Origin of the sequence: Acinetobacter psychrotolerans, assembly GCF_048552595.1 — a bacterium.
GTDB lineage: Bacteria > Pseudomonadota > Gammaproteobacteria > Pseudomonadales > Moraxellaceae > Acinetobacter.
This window is the reverse complement of sequence record NZ_JBIMDK010000005.1, coordinates 212564-231860: the sequence shown is the minus strand read 5'-3', so window position 1 is coordinate 231860 and position 19297 is coordinate 212564. Positions and strand designations below refer to the sequence as shown.

At 36.4% G+C, this 19297-nt stretch carries 17 protein-coding genes; 5 read left to right on the top strand and 12 right to left on the bottom strand.

Annotation, left to right across the window (positions count from 1 at the left end; genetic code table 11):
• Positions 1–6 precede the first annotated feature (6 nt).
• From rbtA to cxpE, 3 genes are all read right to left on the bottom strand, one after another.
• Positions 7–1818, bottom strand: a complete 1812-nt coding sequence (gene rbtA, locus ACG94X_RS06955; protein WP_419383009.1) for a rhombotarget A — start codon at positions 1816–1818, stop codon at positions 7–9.
• A 180-nt stretch (positions 1819–1998) separates the two neighbouring features.
• Positions 1999–2706, bottom strand: coding sequence for a DnaA regulatory inactivator Hda (gene hda, locus ACG94X_RS06950; RefSeq protein ID WP_419383008.1), 708 nt, complete (start codon positions 2704–2706; stop codon positions 1999–2001).
• Between the two features lie 15 nt (positions 2707–2721).
• Positions 2722–3927, bottom strand: a complete 1206-nt coding sequence (cxpE, locus tag ACG94X_RS06945; RefSeq protein ID WP_419383007.1) for a chloramphenicol efflux transporter CxpE — start codon at positions 3925–3927, stop codon at positions 2722–2724.
• A gap of 135 nt (positions 3928–4062) precedes the next feature.
• Here cxpE and purM point away from each other — a divergent pair, with 135 nt between their 5' ends.
• Both purM and purN read left to right on the top strand, forming a co-directional pair.
• Positions 4063–5133 (top strand): phosphoribosylformylglycinamidine cyclo-ligase, encoded by a 1071-nt coding sequence (gene purM, locus ACG94X_RS06940; RefSeq protein WP_419383006.1) that lies wholly within the window; start codon positions 4063–4065, stop codon positions 5131–5133.
• 9 nt (positions 5134–5142) lie between these two features.
• Positions 5143–5775, top strand: coding sequence for a phosphoribosylglycinamide formyltransferase (gene purN / locus ACG94X_RS06935; RefSeq protein ID WP_419383005.1), 633 nt, complete (start codon positions 5143–5145; stop codon positions 5773–5775).
• A gap of 73 nt (positions 5776–5848) precedes the next feature.
• On the opposite strand, the gene ACG94X_RS06930 is transcribed toward purN, so the two are convergent.
• Both ACG94X_RS06930 and sppA read right to left on the bottom strand, forming a co-directional pair.
• The gene (locus ACG94X_RS06930; RefSeq protein ID WP_419383004.1) at positions 5849–6652 is read right to left on the bottom strand and encodes an alpha/beta fold hydrolase; all 804 of its coding nucleotides are present in this window, start codon (positions 6650–6652) and stop codon (positions 5849–5851) included.
• A 249-nt stretch (positions 6653–6901) separates the two neighbouring features.
• Positions 6902–7933: a signal peptide peptidase SppA gene (sppA, locus tag ACG94X_RS06925; RefSeq protein WP_419383003.1), complete on the bottom strand. Its 1032-nt coding sequence runs from the start codon at positions 7931–7933 to the stop codon at positions 6902–6904.
• 137 nt (positions 7934–8070) lie between these two features.
• On the opposite strand from sppA, the gene ACG94X_RS06920 reads away from it, so the two are divergent.
• Positions 8071–9018, top strand: coding sequence for a lysophospholipid acyltransferase family protein (locus ACG94X_RS06920; RefSeq protein WP_419383002.1), 948 nt, complete (start codon positions 8071–8073; stop codon positions 9016–9018).
• Here ACG94X_RS06920 and ACG94X_RS06915 read toward each other — a convergent pair.
• The 4 genes from ACG94X_RS06915 to ACG94X_RS06900 form a co-directional block, all read right to left on the bottom strand.
• Positions 8986–9828, bottom strand: a complete 843-nt coding sequence (locus tag ACG94X_RS06915) for a ComEC/Rec2 family competence protein (RefSeq protein ID WP_419383001.1) — start codon at positions 9826–9828, stop codon at positions 8986–8988. The genes ACG94X_RS06920 and ACG94X_RS06915 overlap by 33 nt on opposite strands.
• 15 nt (positions 9829–9843) lie before the next feature.
• Positions 9844–11496 (bottom strand): ComEC/Rec2 family competence protein, encoded by a 1653-nt coding sequence (locus ACG94X_RS06910; protein ID WP_419383000.1) that lies wholly within the window; start codon positions 11494–11496, stop codon positions 9844–9846.
• A gap of 180 nt (positions 11497–11676) precedes the next feature.
• Positions 11677–12360, bottom strand: a complete 684-nt coding sequence (lolD, locus tag ACG94X_RS06905; protein ID WP_419383032.1) for a lipoprotein-releasing ABC transporter ATP-binding protein LolD — start codon at positions 12358–12360, stop codon at positions 11677–11679.
• A 7-nt stretch (positions 12361–12367) separates the two neighbouring features.
• A complete protein-coding gene (locus ACG94X_RS06900) occupies positions 12368–13600 on the bottom strand; it encodes a lipoprotein-releasing ABC transporter permease subunit (RefSeq protein WP_419382999.1) in 1233 nt (410 codons plus the stop codon).
• A 23-nt stretch (positions 13601–13623) separates the two neighbouring features.
• On the opposite strand from ACG94X_RS06900, the gene ACG94X_RS06895 reads away from it, so the two are divergent.
• Positions 13624–14193 carry a PilZ domain-containing protein gene (locus ACG94X_RS06895; protein ID WP_419382998.1) on the top strand — a complete coding sequence of 190 codons (570 nt, stop codon included), beginning with the start codon at positions 13624–13626 and terminating at the stop codon, positions 14191–14193.
• A gap of 32 nt (positions 14194–14225) precedes the next feature.
• On the opposite strand, the gene ACG94X_RS06890 is transcribed toward ACG94X_RS06895, so the two are convergent.
• Both ACG94X_RS06890 and ACG94X_RS06885 read right to left on the bottom strand, forming a co-directional pair.
• Positions 14226–15134 carry a DMT family transporter gene (locus ACG94X_RS06890; protein ID WP_419382997.1) on the bottom strand — a complete coding sequence of 303 codons (909 nt, stop codon included), beginning with the start codon at positions 15132–15134 and terminating at the stop codon, positions 14226–14228.
• 196 nt (positions 15135–15330) lie between these two features.
• Entirely contained in the window at positions 15331–15801 is a 471-nt protein-coding gene (locus ACG94X_RS06885; protein ID WP_419382996.1) for a YaiI/YqxD family protein, read from the bottom strand.
• A 312-nt stretch (positions 15802–16113) separates the two neighbouring features.
• On the opposite strand from ACG94X_RS06885, the gene ACG94X_RS06880 reads away from it, so the two are divergent.
• Positions 16114–17043 carry a hypothetical protein gene (locus ACG94X_RS06880; protein WP_419383031.1) on the top strand — a complete coding sequence of 310 codons (930 nt, stop codon included), beginning with the start codon at positions 16114–16116 and terminating at the stop codon, positions 17041–17043.
• Between the two features lie 975 nt (positions 17044–18018).
• Here ACG94X_RS06880 and serC read toward each other — a convergent pair.
• Positions 18019–19098 (bottom strand): 3-phosphoserine/phosphohydroxythreonine transaminase, encoded by a 1080-nt coding sequence (gene serC, locus ACG94X_RS06875; RefSeq protein ID WP_419382995.1) that lies wholly within the window; start codon positions 19096–19098, stop codon positions 18019–18021.
• Between the last annotated feature and the right edge of the window lie 199 nt (positions 19099–19297).

Genomic DNA, 19297 nt, shown 5'->3' with positions numbered 1-19297 from the left:
TCCCTTTTACTTATATTTCGTACGGCGGTAACCCACTAATCCAATGAGTCCGATGAAAGATAAAAACCCAAAACTACCACCAGAAACTTTGACTTTATCATTTTTAAAATCATCAGGTTTTCTTTGTACAATACGTGCAGGAATTGAAATATAAGGATTATCAGATTTATTAAAACTGGTTGTAGATGCTACAACATTAATTTTAAACTCATCAGAACCTTGCCAATGACTATTTGGTGTATAAACCAATGTTCCATCTTGGCTAATCGTCATTGTTCCTTTTGATGGCGTATTGGTTTGAGTGATTTTCAAACAGCCTATTTTCCACGGCTTTCCATTTTCATCTAAATCACGATTGAAGATTTTTTTACATTGTTCTGCGCTAACCAATTCACCATCTTGTAAATATTCTGCAATTGAAAACTCAGCTGTTTGATCATATAAAATGTCTTGACCAACCGTCGATATATTTGAAGTATCAACAACCAGTTCGATCGCACCACGATCACATAACTCTATATTTGCATCTCTCTTCTTTGTTCTTTGATCTGCTGAAGCACATGAAAGAGCGAGTTCATCTTGAGTAGATATACCCTGATTAATAATTGGTGAATCCGCAGCAGTATTGTAACTAGGTAATATTCTTGGTAAGAAATACCCCAATGAAAGTGAAGAGACTTCAGCAAATGGGCATAAAATACCACCAGTGCTATAATCACATTTACCTTCAGTCGTTGCGCCTGCAATTAATTGTATATTACCCAATGCTGTCGATTTAAATCCGCCACACCCAGAAGAATATAGGTTGTTACTAATTTGCATCGCTTCGCCACCTGCTTCAATCGTACAATCTTGAGTACCATTTTTAGCGACAATACTGTTTGCGACATAACCTTTTTTATATGGTGCATTCACAATAAGTCCCAAGGTATTGAGAATCATAGTGACATTATTGACTTGCATTGCGTCAAAAATTTTAACGACATAACCTTTGTTATTAAAAATCGTACTATTAATTACACCAAAAGGCGCTACTGAGCCGAATGTTTTCAAGACTTCTTCAGAATATTGATCACGACTTTCAAGGACAGAACCATTCAAGCCAACCACTTCATTATCTCGAATAACGGATTGCTGAATCAGATATGAAGGAATTTCAGTATAAACCGCAGCACCTTGTTCAGCTTTATTGCCTTTAATCAAGGTACTACTAATCAGAACAGAGCTTAATACTTTATTAGCCTCATAGGCACCTGCATTATAAATTGCACCACCTTGACGTGCGATGCCATTAAGAAGCTGTCCATTGATGATAACCAGTGACTCTGTGTTATAGATCAGACCACCTTGATCTGCACACACCGACTGACCACAGCCTTTCATCGTGATTTCAGTGAAAGAAACGCTCAGCATCGCAGGAGTAGTCGTCACACTCGAATCAATAATTTTTTCGATATGAAATAAACGATCTTTGCCGGACATGCTAATAATTGCATTTTTTTTGCCGACTACATTTTCTACGTCAGTGACATCTTTCTCATAACTAGAAGAAAAATCCATATCTTTTGAGATACGTATTTGACTATTCAAGACATATTCTTTATTTGCTTCAAGGAGAATTTTAGCCGTTGAATCCTTACCACCACAACCATTGTATCCCGCTTCTGGCATACCCTGATTGACATATTCGACGGCTTCTCGTAATGAACACTGAGTATCAGCTTTTATCACGTCTTCTGTTGTATTCACAGTAATATTGGCACTGAATGCGTGACCACTAATACATAACAATCCTAAGCCTATGCCCCGTTTGAGCATTATAGTCTCCTTGATTTCTTTTAATTATTTCTTATTAGCCAGCATTATGCTTGGCTATAAATCCTTTTTGCGTACTCTGTCACAGCTAAATAAAATTCTCAAGAATTTTTATTATTAATTCTGTTGACATTGCATCACTGCCTAAAACCTTTTAAGCCAAAACCAAGACTCTTCCAACCATTACTGTCTATATTCATCAATCAAAGCATAGATTTGTCTTAAAGTAGCAAGAGATAACTTTGTTTTCTCACCTTTCAATAACTTTTCTAGTTGTTCAACCGATTGCAGCAGTGTACTGGTTTGGTGTGGTCCATGTAATAGCAAATATTCCGTTATTTGTGGGTCAAAATGTACACCCCTGCGTTCCAAGACTGAATAAAGAAGAGATTGGCGATCTGCATATGAGTGCCCACTTGGCACTTTTACACTAACTGCTTGAGTTAAACGAGATTGTAAATCAGGTAATTCTAGCTTGAGCTCGATTGGTGCAAATCTTGATGAAAACACCAATTGCCCACCATCTTCAGTATTATTATTAATGAGATGAAAAACTGCTTTTTGCCAATGCGGCACACCACTAATTGCCTCAATATCATCCAAAGCAACCAAATCATAACTTTCAAGTGATGTAATGGCTTCAATGGGTGCATCGAGTAGTTCAAGTAACGACACTTTTATCGCCGATTTACCTACCTCTAAATAGGAATCGCATATTGCAGTGAGTAAATGACTTTTCCCCGTACCTGCACCACCATAAATATAGAAACGACTCATCAGTCCTGCATGCAATTGACGCACAGCATCAATTACAGGACCCCATCCTGGTCCAGAAAAATCACTAATTCTAGCATCCAGTTGTGGTTCTATATCCAACTGCAATTGACGCATATATTCAAATCATTCCTAAAGTGGGTCTTGATCAGACTTGACCTTTTCTTCATTATCTTGCGTGTTTTTGACTTCAATATCAAGATTAACATGCTGACTATCGATAGAAATCGTTTCTGAATTTCCATCATTTTGAATAACCACTGCTGGCTGTGTACTCAATTGATAAAATTGACTTTGCTCATACCATTCTTTTACATGTTTGAGCAGCACAACAATGACCGCAGCAACAGGGAGTGCAATTAGCATTCCAATAAAACCACTCAGTTGAGCACCAGCTAATACAGCAAAAACCACAGCTACTGGCGATAAACCAATTTTATCTCCAAGTAAAAAGGGTTGAAGAATATATCCTTCGATAAGCTGCCCAATACCGAATACCGCAAGTACCATCAACAAATGTTTCGGATCTAGACCAAACTGGAAAAAACAAGCAATCACTGCGGCAATAATACCGACACCAAAACCAAGATAAGGGATAATGCTACATAAACCTGCCACCATGCCAATAATCAGACCGACTTCAAGCCCAACTAGCTGCAATCCAACCGCATAGACGATTCCGAGTAACACCATCACCAAGAATTGCCCTTTAACAAATGCGCCAAGCACACTATGACATTCCGAAACAATTTTCAGCGTACTGGCTTCATATTGACGAGGAATGAGGCTCTTAAGACTGAGTAACATGCGATTCCAATCTAACAAAAAGTAGAATGCAATAATTGGAATCAGGACAATCGTACCACCCACGGAAATAAAACTGAGTCCCGATTGCGCTATTTTTAACGCCAGACTTTGAATGCTGTCCGCACTATAATTAGTTTGCACATATTCCATTACCACTTTGGAAATTTGATCTGTGTCAATCTCCATATGTTCTACACTAAACGTGTTGGAAACCCATGGTAAAAATGTTGAGTTTATCCAATGAATCCCTGCTGGAATTGAGTCTCTCGCATAAATCAATTGCTTCCAAACCAATGGTGCAACAAACCACATTGCCCAAGTGAACACAACACCTATACCAATAAAAACGATGGCTATAGACATCCAACGAGGTAAAATTTTTGATAATTTTTCAACCACTGGGCTAAATAAATAAGCAACCAGAAAAGCGGCAACAAAAGGAATCACTACTGGTTTAAGCAGATAGAGGATCCATAGAATTAAAGCAATTCCTGCTAGGATAAAAATTCGTTTTAATGTCCGATCGTGCATGCAGTCACGCCTTTTTCAGATTTAATCGTTATTGGAAGTAAAATATTTCAATAAAGATAACATTTTAGTTCAGAAATAACATAAGAGTTTCGTATATTCGGGTATAATCTCCGCGCGAATGCGGAGACTTCAAATATGAGCAACTCAACTTCTACCCCAAATACTGGTTTAAGCTATAAAGACGCAGGTGTCGATATTGAAGCGGGCGACGCACTTGTCGATCGTATCAAATCTGTCGCGAAACGTACTTCTCGTCCTGAAGTTATGGGCGGATTAGGCGGCTTCGGCGCACTTTGTAAAATTCCTAAAGGTTATGAAGAACCTGTTCTCGTATCTGGCACAGATGGTGTAGGTACAAAATTACGTTTAGCATTGAATCTAAATCGTCATGACACAATTGGTCAAGACTTGGTGGCGATGTGTGTAAACGACTTACTTGTCTGTGGTGCTGAACCATTATTTTTCCTCGACTACTATGCTACTGGTCACTTAAATGTAGAAGTTGCTGCGAATGTCGTAACAGGAATTGGTGCGGGTTGTGAACTTGCAGGTTGTGCATTGGTCGGTGGTGAAACTGCTGAAATGCCAGGTATGTATGAGGGCGAAGACTACGATCTTGCAGGTTTCTGCGTAGGTGTCGTTGAGCAAAGCAAAATTATTGATGGTACCAAAGTCAAAGCTGGCGACGTATTGATCGGTGTTGCTTCTTCAGGTGCACATTCAAACGGTTACTCTCTACTTCGTAAAATTTTAGACGTGAAAAACGTTGATCTTAAACAAATTGTCGATGGTCGTCCACTTGCCGATGTTGCAATGGAACCAACGCGTATTTATGTGAAATCTATTCTTGAATTGCTTAAGCACGTTGATGTTCATGCAATGGCGCATATCACAGGTGGTGGCTTACCTGGTAACTTACCTCGTGTACTTCCAAATGGTGCGCAAGCGATTGTTAATGAATCTTCTTGGGAATGGCCAACATTATTTCAACTTCTTCAAAAAGAAGGTGGTGTAGAACAATTTGAAATGTACCGCACATTTAACTGTGGCGTAGGTATGGTTCTTGTTGTTGATGCAGCAGATGCGGATAAAACTGTTGAACTATTAAACTCACTTGGTGAAAAAGCATGGGCAATGGGTACTATTCAAGATAATGCTGAATCTGTTGAAGGTGCTGACGAAAAAATCCGTGTGATTTTTGCATAAGTAGCACTCATGATCAAAATTGCTGTACTTGTTTCGGGTAGTGGAAGTAACCTACAAGCCCTGATTGATGCAAATCTTTCAGGGAAAATTGTTGGAGTAATTTCCAATAAACCTGAAGCTTATGCACTTGAACGTGCAAAAAAATCAAATATTCAAACTGCAATTATCGAACATAAACAATATCCAAACCGTGAAGCTTTTGATGATGTCATGCATCAACAATTACTCGCTTGGGATGTCGATTTAGTGGTACTTGCAGGCTTTATGCGAATTTTGAGTGAAGGCTTTGTGCAGAAATGGCAAGGGAAAATGGTCAACATTCACCCTTCCCTATTGCCACATTACAAAGGTATGCATACTCATCAACGTGTGTTAAACACAGGTGATATTCTGCATGGTTGTACTGTTCATTATGTCACTGCTGAACTCGATGCAGGACAGGCTTTAACACAAGGTATCATGCAAGTTAATTTACACGACACAGTACCTACTTTAGCCGAACGCATACATCGCCTTGAGCATGTGATTTATCCGCAAGCTATTGAATGGATCTGCAATGGAACCATTCAACATCACGAGAATGGTCAAGTTCTGTATAAAGGACAACAACTCGAAAAGCCTATTCAATTCTGTCAGTTTTAACTGAGTTTGAATTAAAATTTTGCATAAAAAACGCATCTTAGGATGCGTTTTTTATTGACGATTAGATTAACTTTTAAATCTTTATAATCAGAGATTTGACGACTTTGACTGTTTCATCAGGATGCTCTAAAGGAAACATATGTCCACCCCCTATGACCGTAAAAGGGATGCCTAATTTCTTTTCAGCCATCTGAGGAAATTTTTGCTGTAAAAAAGGACTCTCACTTCCTGCAACCATATGTACAGGAACTTGAGTTTTTTTATGGGGTAGCCACCAACTGGATGGCCCACTTCTAAAAATGGCCACTTCAGCTGCTTTAGGAATAGTCAGAGTGACACCACCTCTTTCTACATCTTCAACCAATGCATAGTCTATATAAGCTTGAAAGCAAGATTCATCAAACTTCTGATATAAGCTTTTAGGGCGCAATAATTCATATGCCTGTTCACGGCTATTCCAATGATCACGGCGTCTAAGACTTAACTTTGCAGGTGTCATTTTATCTAATTGATTTGGAAAAAAACGTTTTGCCACATCAAAAGCGAAAGAAGCTTTACCCATAATTAATGGCGGATCAAGCAAAATAACTTGTTCAAATAAATCAGGACGTTTAAATGAAGCAAGTAGAGTTGAAACAGCACCCAATGAATGCCCGACACCAATCACCTTACGACCTTGAGCCTGTTGTTCAATATTATTGATGATTTGATCTGCAAAATTAGACCAATTTTTATCGGTAGGATAACTCGGATCTGTACCTAATGTAGAGACATAAACCACATCATATTCATCTGCAAATAACTCAAATAACTTTTTATAGACCAGAGATGGAATGCCATTGGCATGTGCAAAATGTATTAATGGGCGGCTAATCATCATTTTTCCATTATTTGTTTTATAAAAAATAAACTTCTTTCATTCGTCTTTTATTTCTCTGAACTTTTCATTTTAAGAAAAGTTCAAATCACTTAAGTAGCAATGAAAGAAGTCTAATTTATATCATCTTTTAAAATTTACTTGCTGACTCTCAAGTCTAAATATTGCCACACTGAATTTTTAATTTCTAAAAATGTGACAATACTTAATCCCTAGACCTACAAATGAATCTATAAAAACATTGACAGATTATTGCATGGTCACTGTTTTACTTGTTCCCAATTGCTGATTGATAGATTCCGCTACCCCATGTCCCATTTCAGAACCTAAGCGCCCTAAAACTGACTCAAAAGGACTACGTTCAACAGTGTAATTCACAGTCTTTCTCACTTTTAATTCACGTTTTAGTGACTCAATATTACCCGCTTTATCTGCAATGCCGAGTCCAATCGCTTGCTCACCCGTCCAAAATAATCCCGAGAAAATAGCAGGATCATTAGACTTCAACTTCGCACCACGACCTTGTTTAACTGCAGTAATAAAATGCGAATGAACATTATCCAACAATGCCTGAATATGTGCTTTTTGCTCAGGTTTAATTGGCTTAGTCATGCTTAAAATATCTTTATTACTCCCAGAAGTCATGGTTCGATCCTCTACACCCAATTTCTGAGCTAAGCCATTCACACCATAATTTGGCATAATTACGCCAATCGAACCGACCAGACTTGATGGATTAACCCAAATTTCATCGGCAGCGGAAGCAATATAATAAGCACCTGAAGCCCCCATATCACCAATCACAGCATAGACTTTTTTATCTGGATTTTGCTTTTTAAGATATTGAATCTCTTGCCAAATATCATCAGATTGTACTGGCGAACCACCTGGTGAGTTCACATTTAAAACCACAGCTTTTGCCGATTTTGCTTCAAATGCTTTTTTAAGTGATTTAATCGTATCGGTACTATTCACACCTTGATTACTGGAATCAATGGTTCCCACAATATTGACCACACCTAAATGTTCACCTGTCGATGTCGCATCATCACTTTCATCCGACATAGAACAGCTCTTCATCATAGTAAAAAGGATGAAGAAAATATAAAGGAACGTTAGAATTTTAAAGAATATTCCCCAACGTCGACTACGGCGTTGCTCTTCTACAGAAGCAAGAACAGCCTTTTCTAAAATCTGCCATTCTTTTCCTGTAGGTTGTTCACCCGCAGATGAAGTCACTTGGGTATTATCATTTTGTGGTTTCGGTGGCCAATCGGACATATATACTATCCAAATTAATTATTTAGGCATCATTATATACAAGGAATACGTATAATCTGTTTAATCGTTGCAATTTAACCTATAATATTTCGCTAAATCACAACATTTTTTAAACTCAGCATTTACTTTTGACTTCAATGACTGAAAAATATAATACTATAATCAATCGACTTTTAAATTTCTTCAGTCGACAGCCCATTCCTATAGCGCGTTTTATTGCTCGCTCATTGGCAGGACTTGTCAATTTATTACATATCACCAAGACTTCAGAAACGATTCGCCTCAATATTGAAATTTGCTTGCCGAATTTAGATAAACAACAACGTGAGTCTATTACACGTCATGCAATTAGTAATGAAATTCAATCGTATATGGAATTTTTTACAATTTGGGGAAGTTCTAACCAAAAAAATATTGCTCGCATTCATAATATTCAAGGTGAAGATTACTTTCATAAAGCCATCGCACAAGGTAAAGGTTTAATTTTAATCGCCCCCCATTTTGGTACATGGGAAATCATGAATGCATGGTTAGCGCAATATACGCAAATGACCATCATGTATAAACCCATTAAAAATGAAGATGCTGACCAATTTGTTCGCGCAGCGCGCAGCCGTGAAAATGCCCATCTTGTGCCTACAGATGAATCAGGGGTTCGTCAAATTTTCAAAGCATTAAAACAAGGTGGTACAACTGTAATTCTACCTGACCACACTCCACACCATGGTGGCGAACTGATTGAATATTTTGGTGTTCCACTTTTTTCCAGTAATTTAAGTGCAAAACTTATCCAGAAGACGAAAGCTCAAGCCCTATTTTTACATGCAAAACGAAATGATGAGCATGGTTTTGACATCATCATTGAGCCTATCGATCGTAATATTTATCAAGTCAATGCCAATGAGGGTACGCAAATCATTTATACCGCTTTGGAAACATTGATTCACCAATATCCAGAACATTATCATTGGAGTTATAAACGCTTTAAGGCAAATCCGCAGCTTAAGCAGATTTATAACATCCCACATAATGATGCAATTGCTTTAGTAAATTCAGTCAGAGAGAGTTCGATCACTGAAATTTAACCATTTTCGAGTGGATCTAAAATCTATAATCTTCATTTGGCCATCAGACTGTAAATTGAATTCGATTGAACCCTGTTCAATCGTGGTTTTTAATGGAATATCCAATTCTTTTAATCTTTTTAAAACAATTGGATGTGGATGACCGTAGCGATTTTCAAAGCCTGCTGATGCAATCGCAAGTTTCGGTTTCAACTGTTTTAAAAAAGCATATGAGGAACTGTGCTGACTGCCATGATGACCCAATACCAAAACATCAACTTTTAGATCGGGATATTGCTGTAACAACCTAAATTCGGTTTCCCAACCTGCATCACCCATCAATAAGAAATTTTGATATTGCTTGGATTGCGGAACCTGAATATAGATCACACAAGAGAGTTCATTTTGATTATTAGGAACTTCGCTTAGGCTATTTTCAGGTGGCGAAAGCACTTGAATGTTCACACTTCCATGCTGCCACTGTTGCCCTGAATGACAATATTCAAAATTAGCATGATCAAAGCGTTGATCTTTTTGATTTGAGAACACCTTCTTAATATTTATTATGTCAGCAACTTCCGTGTATGCACCACTATGATCCAAATCCAAATGCGTCAAAACCACCTGATCTAAACGAGGAAAACTCTGCCGCATTAAAAATGGAATGATTAAGCTCTTGGCAACGCTAAACTTTTTCTCATCAAAAGTACCACCTGTATCAACCATCATTTTATGATCTGGTAAATTAATGAAAATAGCTTGCCCTTGCCCAACATCGAGTATATTTAACTGAAATAATTCATGATTTTTATTGGGAAATAATACAGGCAAAATACAAATCAATGCCTAAAATTTAGGAATAACACCTCTCGGTAAAAATAAGACCAGAACAGCTAAAGCAATACATATGATTTCAGCTGTATTGAACGCCCACCAATTCAATTTGAAATTGAATAACTGATCTAAAGCAATAAGTAAGCTATTTAATAGGCTCAACAAAACATCTGAAAATTTAAACAAAAATAAGCCTAGAGGTTCAAATAGCAAACTTATACATGCTGCGAACACTTCAATCGGTACAATTAAAGTGCCGATCATGGGAATTGCGATTAAATTACTGAATGGTGTGACCCATGAAAACTGTTGAAATATCCACAAAACTAACGGTAATAATGCAATAAAAGTTTTCCATTGTGACGCAACCAGAACATGTAGATAAAGTTTTAGCTTACTTTTCCATGTCTGTATTTGCGCATTGGATTGCTGTTGAATGGTCTGATAAACACGAATCAAAATCAGGCATGCGCCAAAAGACAACCAAAATGCTGCAGATAAAATACTAAATGGATCAATCAGTAATAAGAGACTGGCTGTAAATAATAAATGTTTAAACGGTTGAATTTTTTGTTTTAATAATAAAATCAGACTGAGAATAGCAACCGTCAGCATCGTTCTCAATGCAGGAATTTCAAAACCGACAAATGCTGTATAAAAAATTACACAACACAAAAATGGATAAACCAATAAATATGGACGCGGAATTTTCAAATAAATTTGTGGATAAATTCGTTGAATCATCCAGTTAAAAATAAAACAGAAAATTGCTGCAAAAATCAGAACGTGTGGACCTGATATTGCCAATAAATGTGAAATTCCCAATTTTTTAAATAAATTTTGAATATCATCAGAAAGTAAACTCTCATCACCTGTTAACAATGCCAATAATAAGCCTTTATTGTGCAATGATGAATGTTCAATTAGGTCTCTAAAATGCAGCCTTAAGTTTTCTATTTTCAAGCTAAGCTGTTGAAAAAATGCATTCTGCTGAGATACAAATTTTAAGTAACCCAATTGCTGAACCTGATACTCATCAATGCTTTCAATATTTTGAATTTTCAAAATACCCAGTATATTTTCTTGAATAAACCAGCGTTCTTTATCAAAAGTTCCCTCAATTGCATAACCGTGAATCGATTTCACTTGCCCAATGACACGATAATACTGCCCTATTCTAATCTTTTCAGCTTGCTGTTTATTGATATACATCAACATTTGAATGGGTTGTTGATTGGCATTGAGCACCACAACTTGTTGTTGGATCGATTGCTGAAATTGACTTTGCTGTGGAAAATTTTCTGCTGGTTCAAGTTTTTGGATATTCTCCACACGCTGACTAAAATACGTTGAGGAATCATTTAAATGTGTTGTTTGTAAATCCGTCGTTTTATTTTTAATTTTATTGATTGAAGCAATATAAATAATATATTCAGTTTGTTGTTGTGGAATAGATTTTAAAGCCAAACGCTTTTCTAAAGCATGGTCTGCATAATATAAACCGATGAAATAACTGAGTAACCCGACTAAAATCCAACTTAATATCATGAAGAAAAAAAGTTGTGTGAATCGAAATTTCAACCAATTCAATGTAAATAGTATTGCACTCAAAGCAATGACTAAGTACAGATAAAGATTGAAATATTGCGGTATTTGATGTCCCATGAATGAGATACCGAGTATCCATCCAATAAAAAGCAGATATATATACATAATTAATTATTCTAATTTATTGTTATTTAATTTTTATTTACAGACCAAGCACAATTGAATTGGACTTGGTCTAATCATTTATACTAATGGATTCAAACAACACATGCAGCATTGTTTTTTAACACAAGAAAGCTATTCTTTTATCCACAATCCATCTTGCATATGCAAAATTCGATCTGCCGATTTCGCCAACTGTTCATCATGAGTCACGATAAGCATTGCCATATTAAATTCTTGACGTAAATCACGCAACAGTTCAAAAATAGATTTCGCCGTTTTACGGTCTAAATTTCCTGTTGGCTCATCTGCCATCATTAATTTAGGCTGCGTAACCAAAGCACGTGCCAAAGCCACACGCTGACGCTCACCACCTGATAATTCACCAGGTTGATGCGTTAAACGATGCGAAAGCCCAACGCGTTCAAGTAAATACTCTGCCTGCGCTTTAGCTTTCTTAAACTCCACATCTTTTCGCAACATCAGCGGCATTGCGACATTTTCAAGCGCAGTAAATTCTGGCAATAAATGATGGAATTGATAAACAAATCCAAGATGTTCATTACGTAAATAGCCACGCTCTGTTTCATCTAGACGGTCAAAAGGTTTGCCATTTAAATTTACTGAACCTTGACTCGGACTGTCTAAGCCGCCCAAAATATGCAAAAGCGTACTTTTACCCGAGCCACTCGATCCAACAATCGATACAAACTCGCCTTGATTGACTTGCAAAGATAAACCTTTGATCACATCTACAGTCGATTTTCCATCTGTAAACGATTTATAAATATCTCGGGCTTCTAATACAATTGGGCTCACTACAGCACTATTCATAACGAAGTGCCTCTGCTGGTTGAATTTTAGCTGCACGTCTTGCAGGATAAATTGTCGCTATAAAACTTAATAAGAATGATAAGGTGACAATAATGACAACATCAGACCATCTTAAGTAAGACGGTAAATAGCTAATAAAATACACATCAAACAAATGCAACTGGAACGTCGTATCTATCCATCCAACAATTTTACCAATACTCAATGCAGAGATAACGCCTAAAATTGTTCCTGCAACCGTACCGACCACACCTATCACAGTGCCTTGAACCATAAATATTCGGGTAATGGTTTTAGGAGATGCTCCTAATGTTCTTAAAATCGCAATATCTGATTTTTTATCAGTCACGACCATCACCAACGAAGACACAATATTAAAAGCAGCAACGACAACGATTAATAAAAGTAAAAGCCCAACCATTGCCTTTTCCATTTGGATCGCACTAAATAAATTGCCTTGTGTATACGTCCAATCTGAAGCATAAAAATTGCCAGGTAATTCCTGAACAATTTCTTTTGAAACAACAGGTGCTTGGAAAATATCATCAAACTTCATACGTACACCTTGCGCACCATCTGGTAGGCGCAACAATGTAGACGCGTCATTTAAAGCAATATAACCAAAGGTGCTGTCGACCTCTCCAATACTGAAAATACCAACAATAGTAAACCGTTTAAAACGTGGCACGACACCTGCTGGCGATGGTGTTGCTTCAGGCAATACGAGCGTAACTTTATCGTTCATTCTCAAGCCTAAGGCATCAGTCATTCGTTTACCTAAAACAATGCCATACTCACCTTTTTTTAACTGATCTATGCTACCTTCAACCATGTGATTTTGGATAATTGAAACTTTCTTTTCATATTCGGGTTCAATGCCCGTGACCATGATTCCAGCCACTTGCCCTTGTGCTGTAAGCATTCCTTGTAATTGTGTGAATGGTGCAGCACCTGTTACATGCTTATGTTGTTCAATTTTGTTTGCAAGAACGGGCCAATCTGTTAAAATTTGTGTTGAAGAAACAGTGGCTTGAGGAATCATTCCTAAGACACGGTTCTTAAGCTCGCGGTCGAAACCATTCATAACAGATAAAACTGTAATAAGTACAGCAACCCCTAAGGTTAGACCGATCATGGAAACCAGAGCGATAAAAGAAATAAAGTGATTACTACGCCGTGCGCGAGTGTATCTCAACCCTATATACAGCGAAATTGGTTTAAACATACCATCTAAGTCCGAGGTGTTTTATGGAAGCGTTACAGCAACAGAATGAAGCAACTGAACGTCGTGTAATGTCACGTATTGATGTAGCATTAAGAATCAACTATCAAGTCATTTCTGAAGAAGTTGCGCTAAACGATCCATATGATCCAAATTTTGTATTGCCGCGCTATTTTCTACTACTTGCAGAATTAGATCAATTTGATCATGCACTTCACTACGAATTAGAACAATTAAATGAAAAAGATCAACAAATTGCTCGAATATTATCCTTATTCAACCAAAAATTAAACCTTATTACGGGTTCTCTTTACGATTCTATTGTACAAACCATGTTACCAGTACCCCAAAATGTGAATTTTTCAGAGAGTGGCTTTAGCTTTAATAGCGAACAACACCTCAAACAAGGGACATTTATTCATGTCACCCTGAGTCATCCTGAAAATTTCTTTCACATCGCGGCTACAGCACAAATTGCCTATTCAGAAGAAGAAAATGAACGATATCGTGTAGGTGCATACTTCATTACCTTACACCCACAAGACAAAGTAAAACTTTCAGATTGTATTCAAAAAAATCTAATACCGAGTGATTAATAGCTAGAACAATTGAATGAATACATTAAAGCTCAAATTTTCGTTTTTCTAGCAAGAAAACGGCTCGATTTAAAATCTTTATAGAAATACAAAAGTACCCCAAAAATTAAAACAGCAGCGCCTAAAAATACGCTTATTGTCAGTTTTTCATTATTAAGCATAGCGCCCAAAAGCATTGCTAACAAAGGGGTCATGACTGTCGTTAAGGATAATGTCGTTGCCTTGATATTTTGTACCAATTTAAAATAGCAAAACATAGCCAATAACGATGCTATAAAGACTGTATATAGCAATGCAATCAAAGACCTTGCATTTGGAATATGTGTAGGTGCGTATTGCCAAATAAACGGAATAATACAAATTGCAGCAATCGTCGAAAGTAGAATCGATCCTGTTGCTTGAGCCATTGGAGCAATTTCCGCATTGATTTTTTTCACCCAAAAAATCGATATTGAATATGCAAATACACTCATGAACATCAAAGCGATTCCAATCGGATGGACATGCTTACTTGCCCCACTACTGGTACAGATAATGGTTAAACCAGACAGTGCTACGAGCATGCCGATCCATTGAATATTGTGTAATTTTTGCTGAAATCCAAAACGTCCAATCAGACCTGCAATAATCGGAGCTAGACCAAACATTAAAGCAATAATGCCTGAACTGAGATAATGGGTCGCTGCATAGGTAAATATTTGCGAACCAATCAAACTAAAAGAACCTGCAAAATAACTATGCATCGCTATTTTATCGCAAGGTAATTTAATTTTTAAAACGACCAATAAAAGAAAAGCGATTGGTAATGCGATTAAGAAGCGTAAAACTAACGCCCACATCATATTTAAATCGGTCACACTCCAGACAATCGCTAGCGGTGTACTCGCCCAAATGAAGACCAATAACACATACGTCGTTACAAGGTTTGATTTGGAGGGCATACACGTTCCTAACTAATATTGAATAGAATGAATAAAGTTCTTACTCAAAAATCCTGTTCATGAGCAACCCTTTATTGTTCATCATAAAACGATGATATGAATTTTTAAAATAGTCATACGATATCTAATCGAACGACTTCATTGAACCCATACATACATACATACATGGATTCAATTTTATTGTATTGAGAATAGCTTACACTGCGGTTTTTCGTTTTTGCTTTAAAATAGTTTGATCTAAGCTGCTTGAAAACTCACGTTTATCACGTTCTGAAATTGGGGAAGGTCCACCTGTTTGCACACCTGCGCCACGTAACGTATCCATAAAGTCACGTAAATGTAGTCGTGCCTTAATATTTGACTCGGTATAAATTTCACCACGAGGGTTAATAGCAATACCACCTTTTTCAATGACTTGTGCAGCAAGGGGAATATCTTGTGTCATGACAATGTCATGCTCTTTCATACGGTCAATAATTTCTTGATCTGCTTGATCCGCACCTTGCATAACTTGAAGAGAATTTATACGCACTGAAGGTGTAATCCCGACAGGCTGGTTCGCAACAAAAGTGACTTCTAATTGATAACGATCTGAAGCACGTAAAATCACTTCACGGAGAATTCTAGGTAAAGCATCTGCATCAACCCAAAGCTTAAATGGCAGCACAACGCATCTCGATTTAAATCTATAAGTTTATTCTAACAAAATGCCCTTCCAGTGTCTTATTCATATCATGTTATTTCTGCTTTCATTTCCCGTCATAGAATTCTGTCTAAACAAATGATAAAAAATTGCATCAATGGTGATTTTAAAAGGATCGAAAACTTAACTTTGATGGTTTTAAATACGATTTTTATCTTAATTCACTACAATGCAATTTAATATTCTGATTTTTTTTATCATTTTACACTTCGGGACTTGAAATATAACAATCACCCTCGATTTAATAGCATAAGAGAGGCATTTATAACTGTGAAAATGAACAATCAAAATAGACCAGAAACCATTATTATTGAAGATCAAAGTTTCGGCAGCCATGTCGAGCATTGGAATTTGCTAACAGAAAATCCTGCCACTGAAGTACCTAAATGGTTAGGTCAGGCTTTAGATGCTCCAATTATGCCCATGGGTTTATGTTCAAAAGAATGCGACATGGATGAAGCAACATGGCTAATCCAAGGTCCAAGTGGCTCAACTGTACAACTGTGTCAGGTCATTGATGTTGAAAATAATAAGCCTAAAGCGGTGAAAACAGCATTTCCAAGTTTTGAAAGTCCTTACCAATTAAATGCTTCGATTGACCGAATTATTACCTGTAAAACCAATACCCAAGCTGTATTGAGTTTAAACGTCGGTACAAATTGTACAGTCTATGCTTTTGATAGTTTATATAGCGTCAACTACCATCAATACCAAAAAGATCAGCAATATAAAGTTCAATTAAATGCTTGGGCTTATGAACTTGAAAAAGTCTCTGACCACGAACAAATTATTGTCGATGATCCTGCTTCGATCAAACATCATCGCGCTTTAAATGATATCCTTTCGCAAAATAATGGTATCGCACCAGACAACCTACAAGAACAGATAGATGCTTGGGAAGCAAAGTCAGAAGATGATAAAGCACCTGTAACTGTAGATTTCTCTAAAATGGTTGCCTATTTATACGGCGAAACTTTAGGGCAAGAAGATGAAGCTTGGTTCCAAGGTAAAATTGTGGGCAAGACTCAAATGCAGTTTATGCAACAAGAATATACCCTTTATGATGTCACTTTGATTCTAGAAGAAAACCAACCTGCAATTCTTGTACGAATCGCAACCAAAGATAGTACTTTTAAAGACTTTGACATTGGACAATATATTCGTGGCAATATTTGGATTCAAGCCAATATTTATGCTGCTGCCTAGTTTCTATTCTTTCGTTTTGTATTGATAGGTTTTTTATACTTCGGATTAACCTATATCGTTGATTTTAAAATTCTTAAAAAGCATGATGTATCACATCATGCTTTTTTATCAACGAATTTTTACCCTACTTGTAGAATCTAGTTTTTCATAATTTAAAAAATATAAAATTTTCAATACAAATCAAAAATTGATAAAAATTACTCTCGTGAAAAGCCTACTACATATTTTGTAACACTTTTATTCAATAAGAATGATTCGATCTTAATTCTACCTTTTGAATTCAAAAAACAGAGTTATCCACAAACAAAAATCAAAAATCCTTAATATCAAAATTTGATTTTGATTTAACTCAAGGAATAAACAACGTTTAATGGCTTAATATAAAACTTTAACCTATTTAAAAAATGAAGATAATATAAATTCAAAATTGAATTTAAAAACACCATCTTATATAGAAATTTTAACTTAATAAATATCATGTGCTTGTTGAATAATAATTAAACAACATTCCATTAAAAGTTAATATTTACTAGATATTGACTAAAATTCAACCAAGTTATCCACAGATCAACATCAAAACATCGTATTTTAAATTCAGAATATTTTTATTTATTCAGAGATAATAAAATCTTATGCCTATATATAATGCAATTTAGCACTTTATTTAACCGATTAACTATGTTAAAAATACGACGAACCAATAGGATTTAACAATAATTTAAAAATCTAGGCTCAGTAATGAAAATTATACCTGAACAATCGACTAGTCTGATTCATGAAAATAGCGGGTTTCTCTTACGCTTGGATAAAGGAGCTTGCTGCTTTTTTGTTCTAGGTATGTTTTTAGCTGCAATCATTATTCATCTGTTAGGCATTTTCCCAAGCGCTTAATTCGCACTGAATGCAATGAAAAGCGATCTATACAAAAAATCCCTCAATATTGAGGGATTTTTTATTCTTTCTATAATTTAATACTTAACCATTACGTTTAGCAAAATCATCCATAAAGTTTACAAGTGCTTGTACGCCTTCAAGCGGAACAGCATTGTAAATACTTGCACGCATGCCACCCACTGAACGATGCCCTGCGAGATTCAATAAATGATTTTGTTCAGCTTCTTGTAAGAACAATTTATCCAAAGCGTCATCTGCAAGTGTAAATGGTACATTCATAATTGAACGATTAGGAACAGCAATTGGATTGCTATAAAAATCACTCGCATCGATATAACCATAAAGCAGTTTAGCTTTTCCTAAATTGATTTTATGCATTGCGTCTACACCGCCACGCTCTAGCAACCATTCAAAAACTAAACCAGACAAATACCATGCATAAGTTGCAGGTGTATTCACCATTGAATCATTTTTTGCTTGCGAAGCATATTTTAACAAGCTTGGAATTTCAGGTTTTGCTTGATCCAATAAATCATCACGAACAATAACCAGTGTTAAGCCCGCAGGACCAATATTTTTCTGCGCGCCTGCATAGATTAATCCAAATTTAGATACATCTAATGGTGCCGATAAAATACTTGATGACAAATCTGATACTAAAGGTTTATCTGTTTTTGGAATATTGGAAAATTGAATACCGCCAATCGTTTCATTATCTGCATAATGGACATATGCAGCATCATCAGATAAGTTCCATTGGCTTTGGTCAGTAATAGCAAGTTTACCGTCGATGCTTGTACCCGCCTCTACAATGTTGATGTCGCCATAACGCTGTGCTTCTTGAGTCGCTTTTTCTGACCAAATTCCTGTGTGGATATAATCTGCTTTTGAGTTTTTACCCAATAGATTCAAAGGAATTGCAGAAAACTGTAGTGATGCACCACCTTGTAAGAACAATACTTTATAGTTCTCTGGAATGTTCATCAATTTGCGTAAGTCTGCTTCAGCTTTTTCAGCAACAGCCACATAGTCTTTGCTACGGTGGCTCATTTCCATGATGGATAAACCTTTACCACGCCAATCTAACATCTCTTGTTGAGCTTTTTCTAAAACGGCAGTAGGTAATGCAGCAGGACCAGCACAGAAATTGTACGCGCGCATGATTTTTCCCTTTTATAAAGTGAAACGGATGAAATAGGCGCATTTAACCACAAAACAGCTTTTCTTGCAGCAGCTTTGTTAGTCAATCTTTCAATCTAATCATGCTTTTAAAGTTAATATTTCAATAACAAATTTCAATTTTATTTTCATCTGTTCAGAGTAAGATCAGTGATTGATTTATATTTTTCTTCACAAGAAC

What these genes read in the sequence shown, in the direction of transcription:
- rbtA (WP_419383009.1), bottom strand. Translation starts at nt 1,818, where the DNA reads ATGCTCAAACGGGGCATAGGCTTAGGATTGTTATGTATTAGTGGTCAC.
- hda (WP_419383008.1), bottom strand. Translation starts at nt 2,706, where the DNA reads ATGCGTCAATTGCAGTTGGATATAGAACCACAACTGGATGCTAGAATT.
- cxpE (WP_419383007.1), bottom strand. Translation starts at nt 3,927, where the DNA reads ATGCACGATCGGACATTAAAACGAATTTTTATCCTAGCAGGAATTGCT.
- purM (WP_419383006.1), top strand. Translation starts at nt 4,063, where the DNA reads ATGAGCAACTCAACTTCTACCCCAAATACTGGTTTAAGCTATAAAGAC.
- purN (WP_419383005.1), top strand. Translation starts at nt 5,143, where the DNA reads ATGATCAAAATTGCTGTACTTGTTTCGGGTAGTGGAAGTAACCTACAA.
- ACG94X_RS06930 (WP_419383004.1), bottom strand. Translation starts at nt 6,652, where the DNA reads ATGATTAGCCGCCCATTAATACATTTTGCACATGCCAATGGCATTCCA.
- sppA (WP_419383003.1), bottom strand. Translation starts at nt 7,933, where the DNA reads ATGTCCGATTGGCCACCGAAACCACAAAATGATAATACCCAAGTGACT.
- ACG94X_RS06920 (WP_419383002.1), top strand. Translation starts at nt 8,071, where the DNA reads ATGACTGAAAAATATAATACTATAATCAATCGACTTTTAAATTTCTTC.
- ACG94X_RS06910 (WP_419383000.1), bottom strand. Translation starts at nt 11,496, where the DNA reads ATGGGACATCAAATACCGCAATATTTCAATCTTTATCTGTACTTAGTC.
- ACG94X_RS06900 (WP_419382999.1), bottom strand. Translation starts at nt 13,600, where the DNA reads ATGTTTAAACCAATTTCGCTGTATATAGGGTTGAGATACACTCGCGCA.
- ACG94X_RS06895 (WP_419382998.1), top strand. Translation starts at nt 13,624, where the DNA reads ATGGAAGCGTTACAGCAACAGAATGAAGCAACTGAACGTCGTGTAATG.
- ACG94X_RS06890 (WP_419382997.1), bottom strand. Translation starts at nt 15,134, where the DNA reads ATGCCCTCCAAATCAAACCTTGTAACGACGTATGTGTTATTGGTCTTC.
- ACG94X_RS06880 (WP_419383031.1), top strand. Translation starts at nt 16,114, where the DNA reads ATGAACAATCAAAATAGACCAGAAACCATTATTATTGAAGATCAAAGT.
- serC (WP_419382995.1), bottom strand. Translation starts at nt 19,098, where the DNA reads ATGCGCGCGTACAATTTCTGTGCTGGTCCTGCTGCATTACCTACTGCC.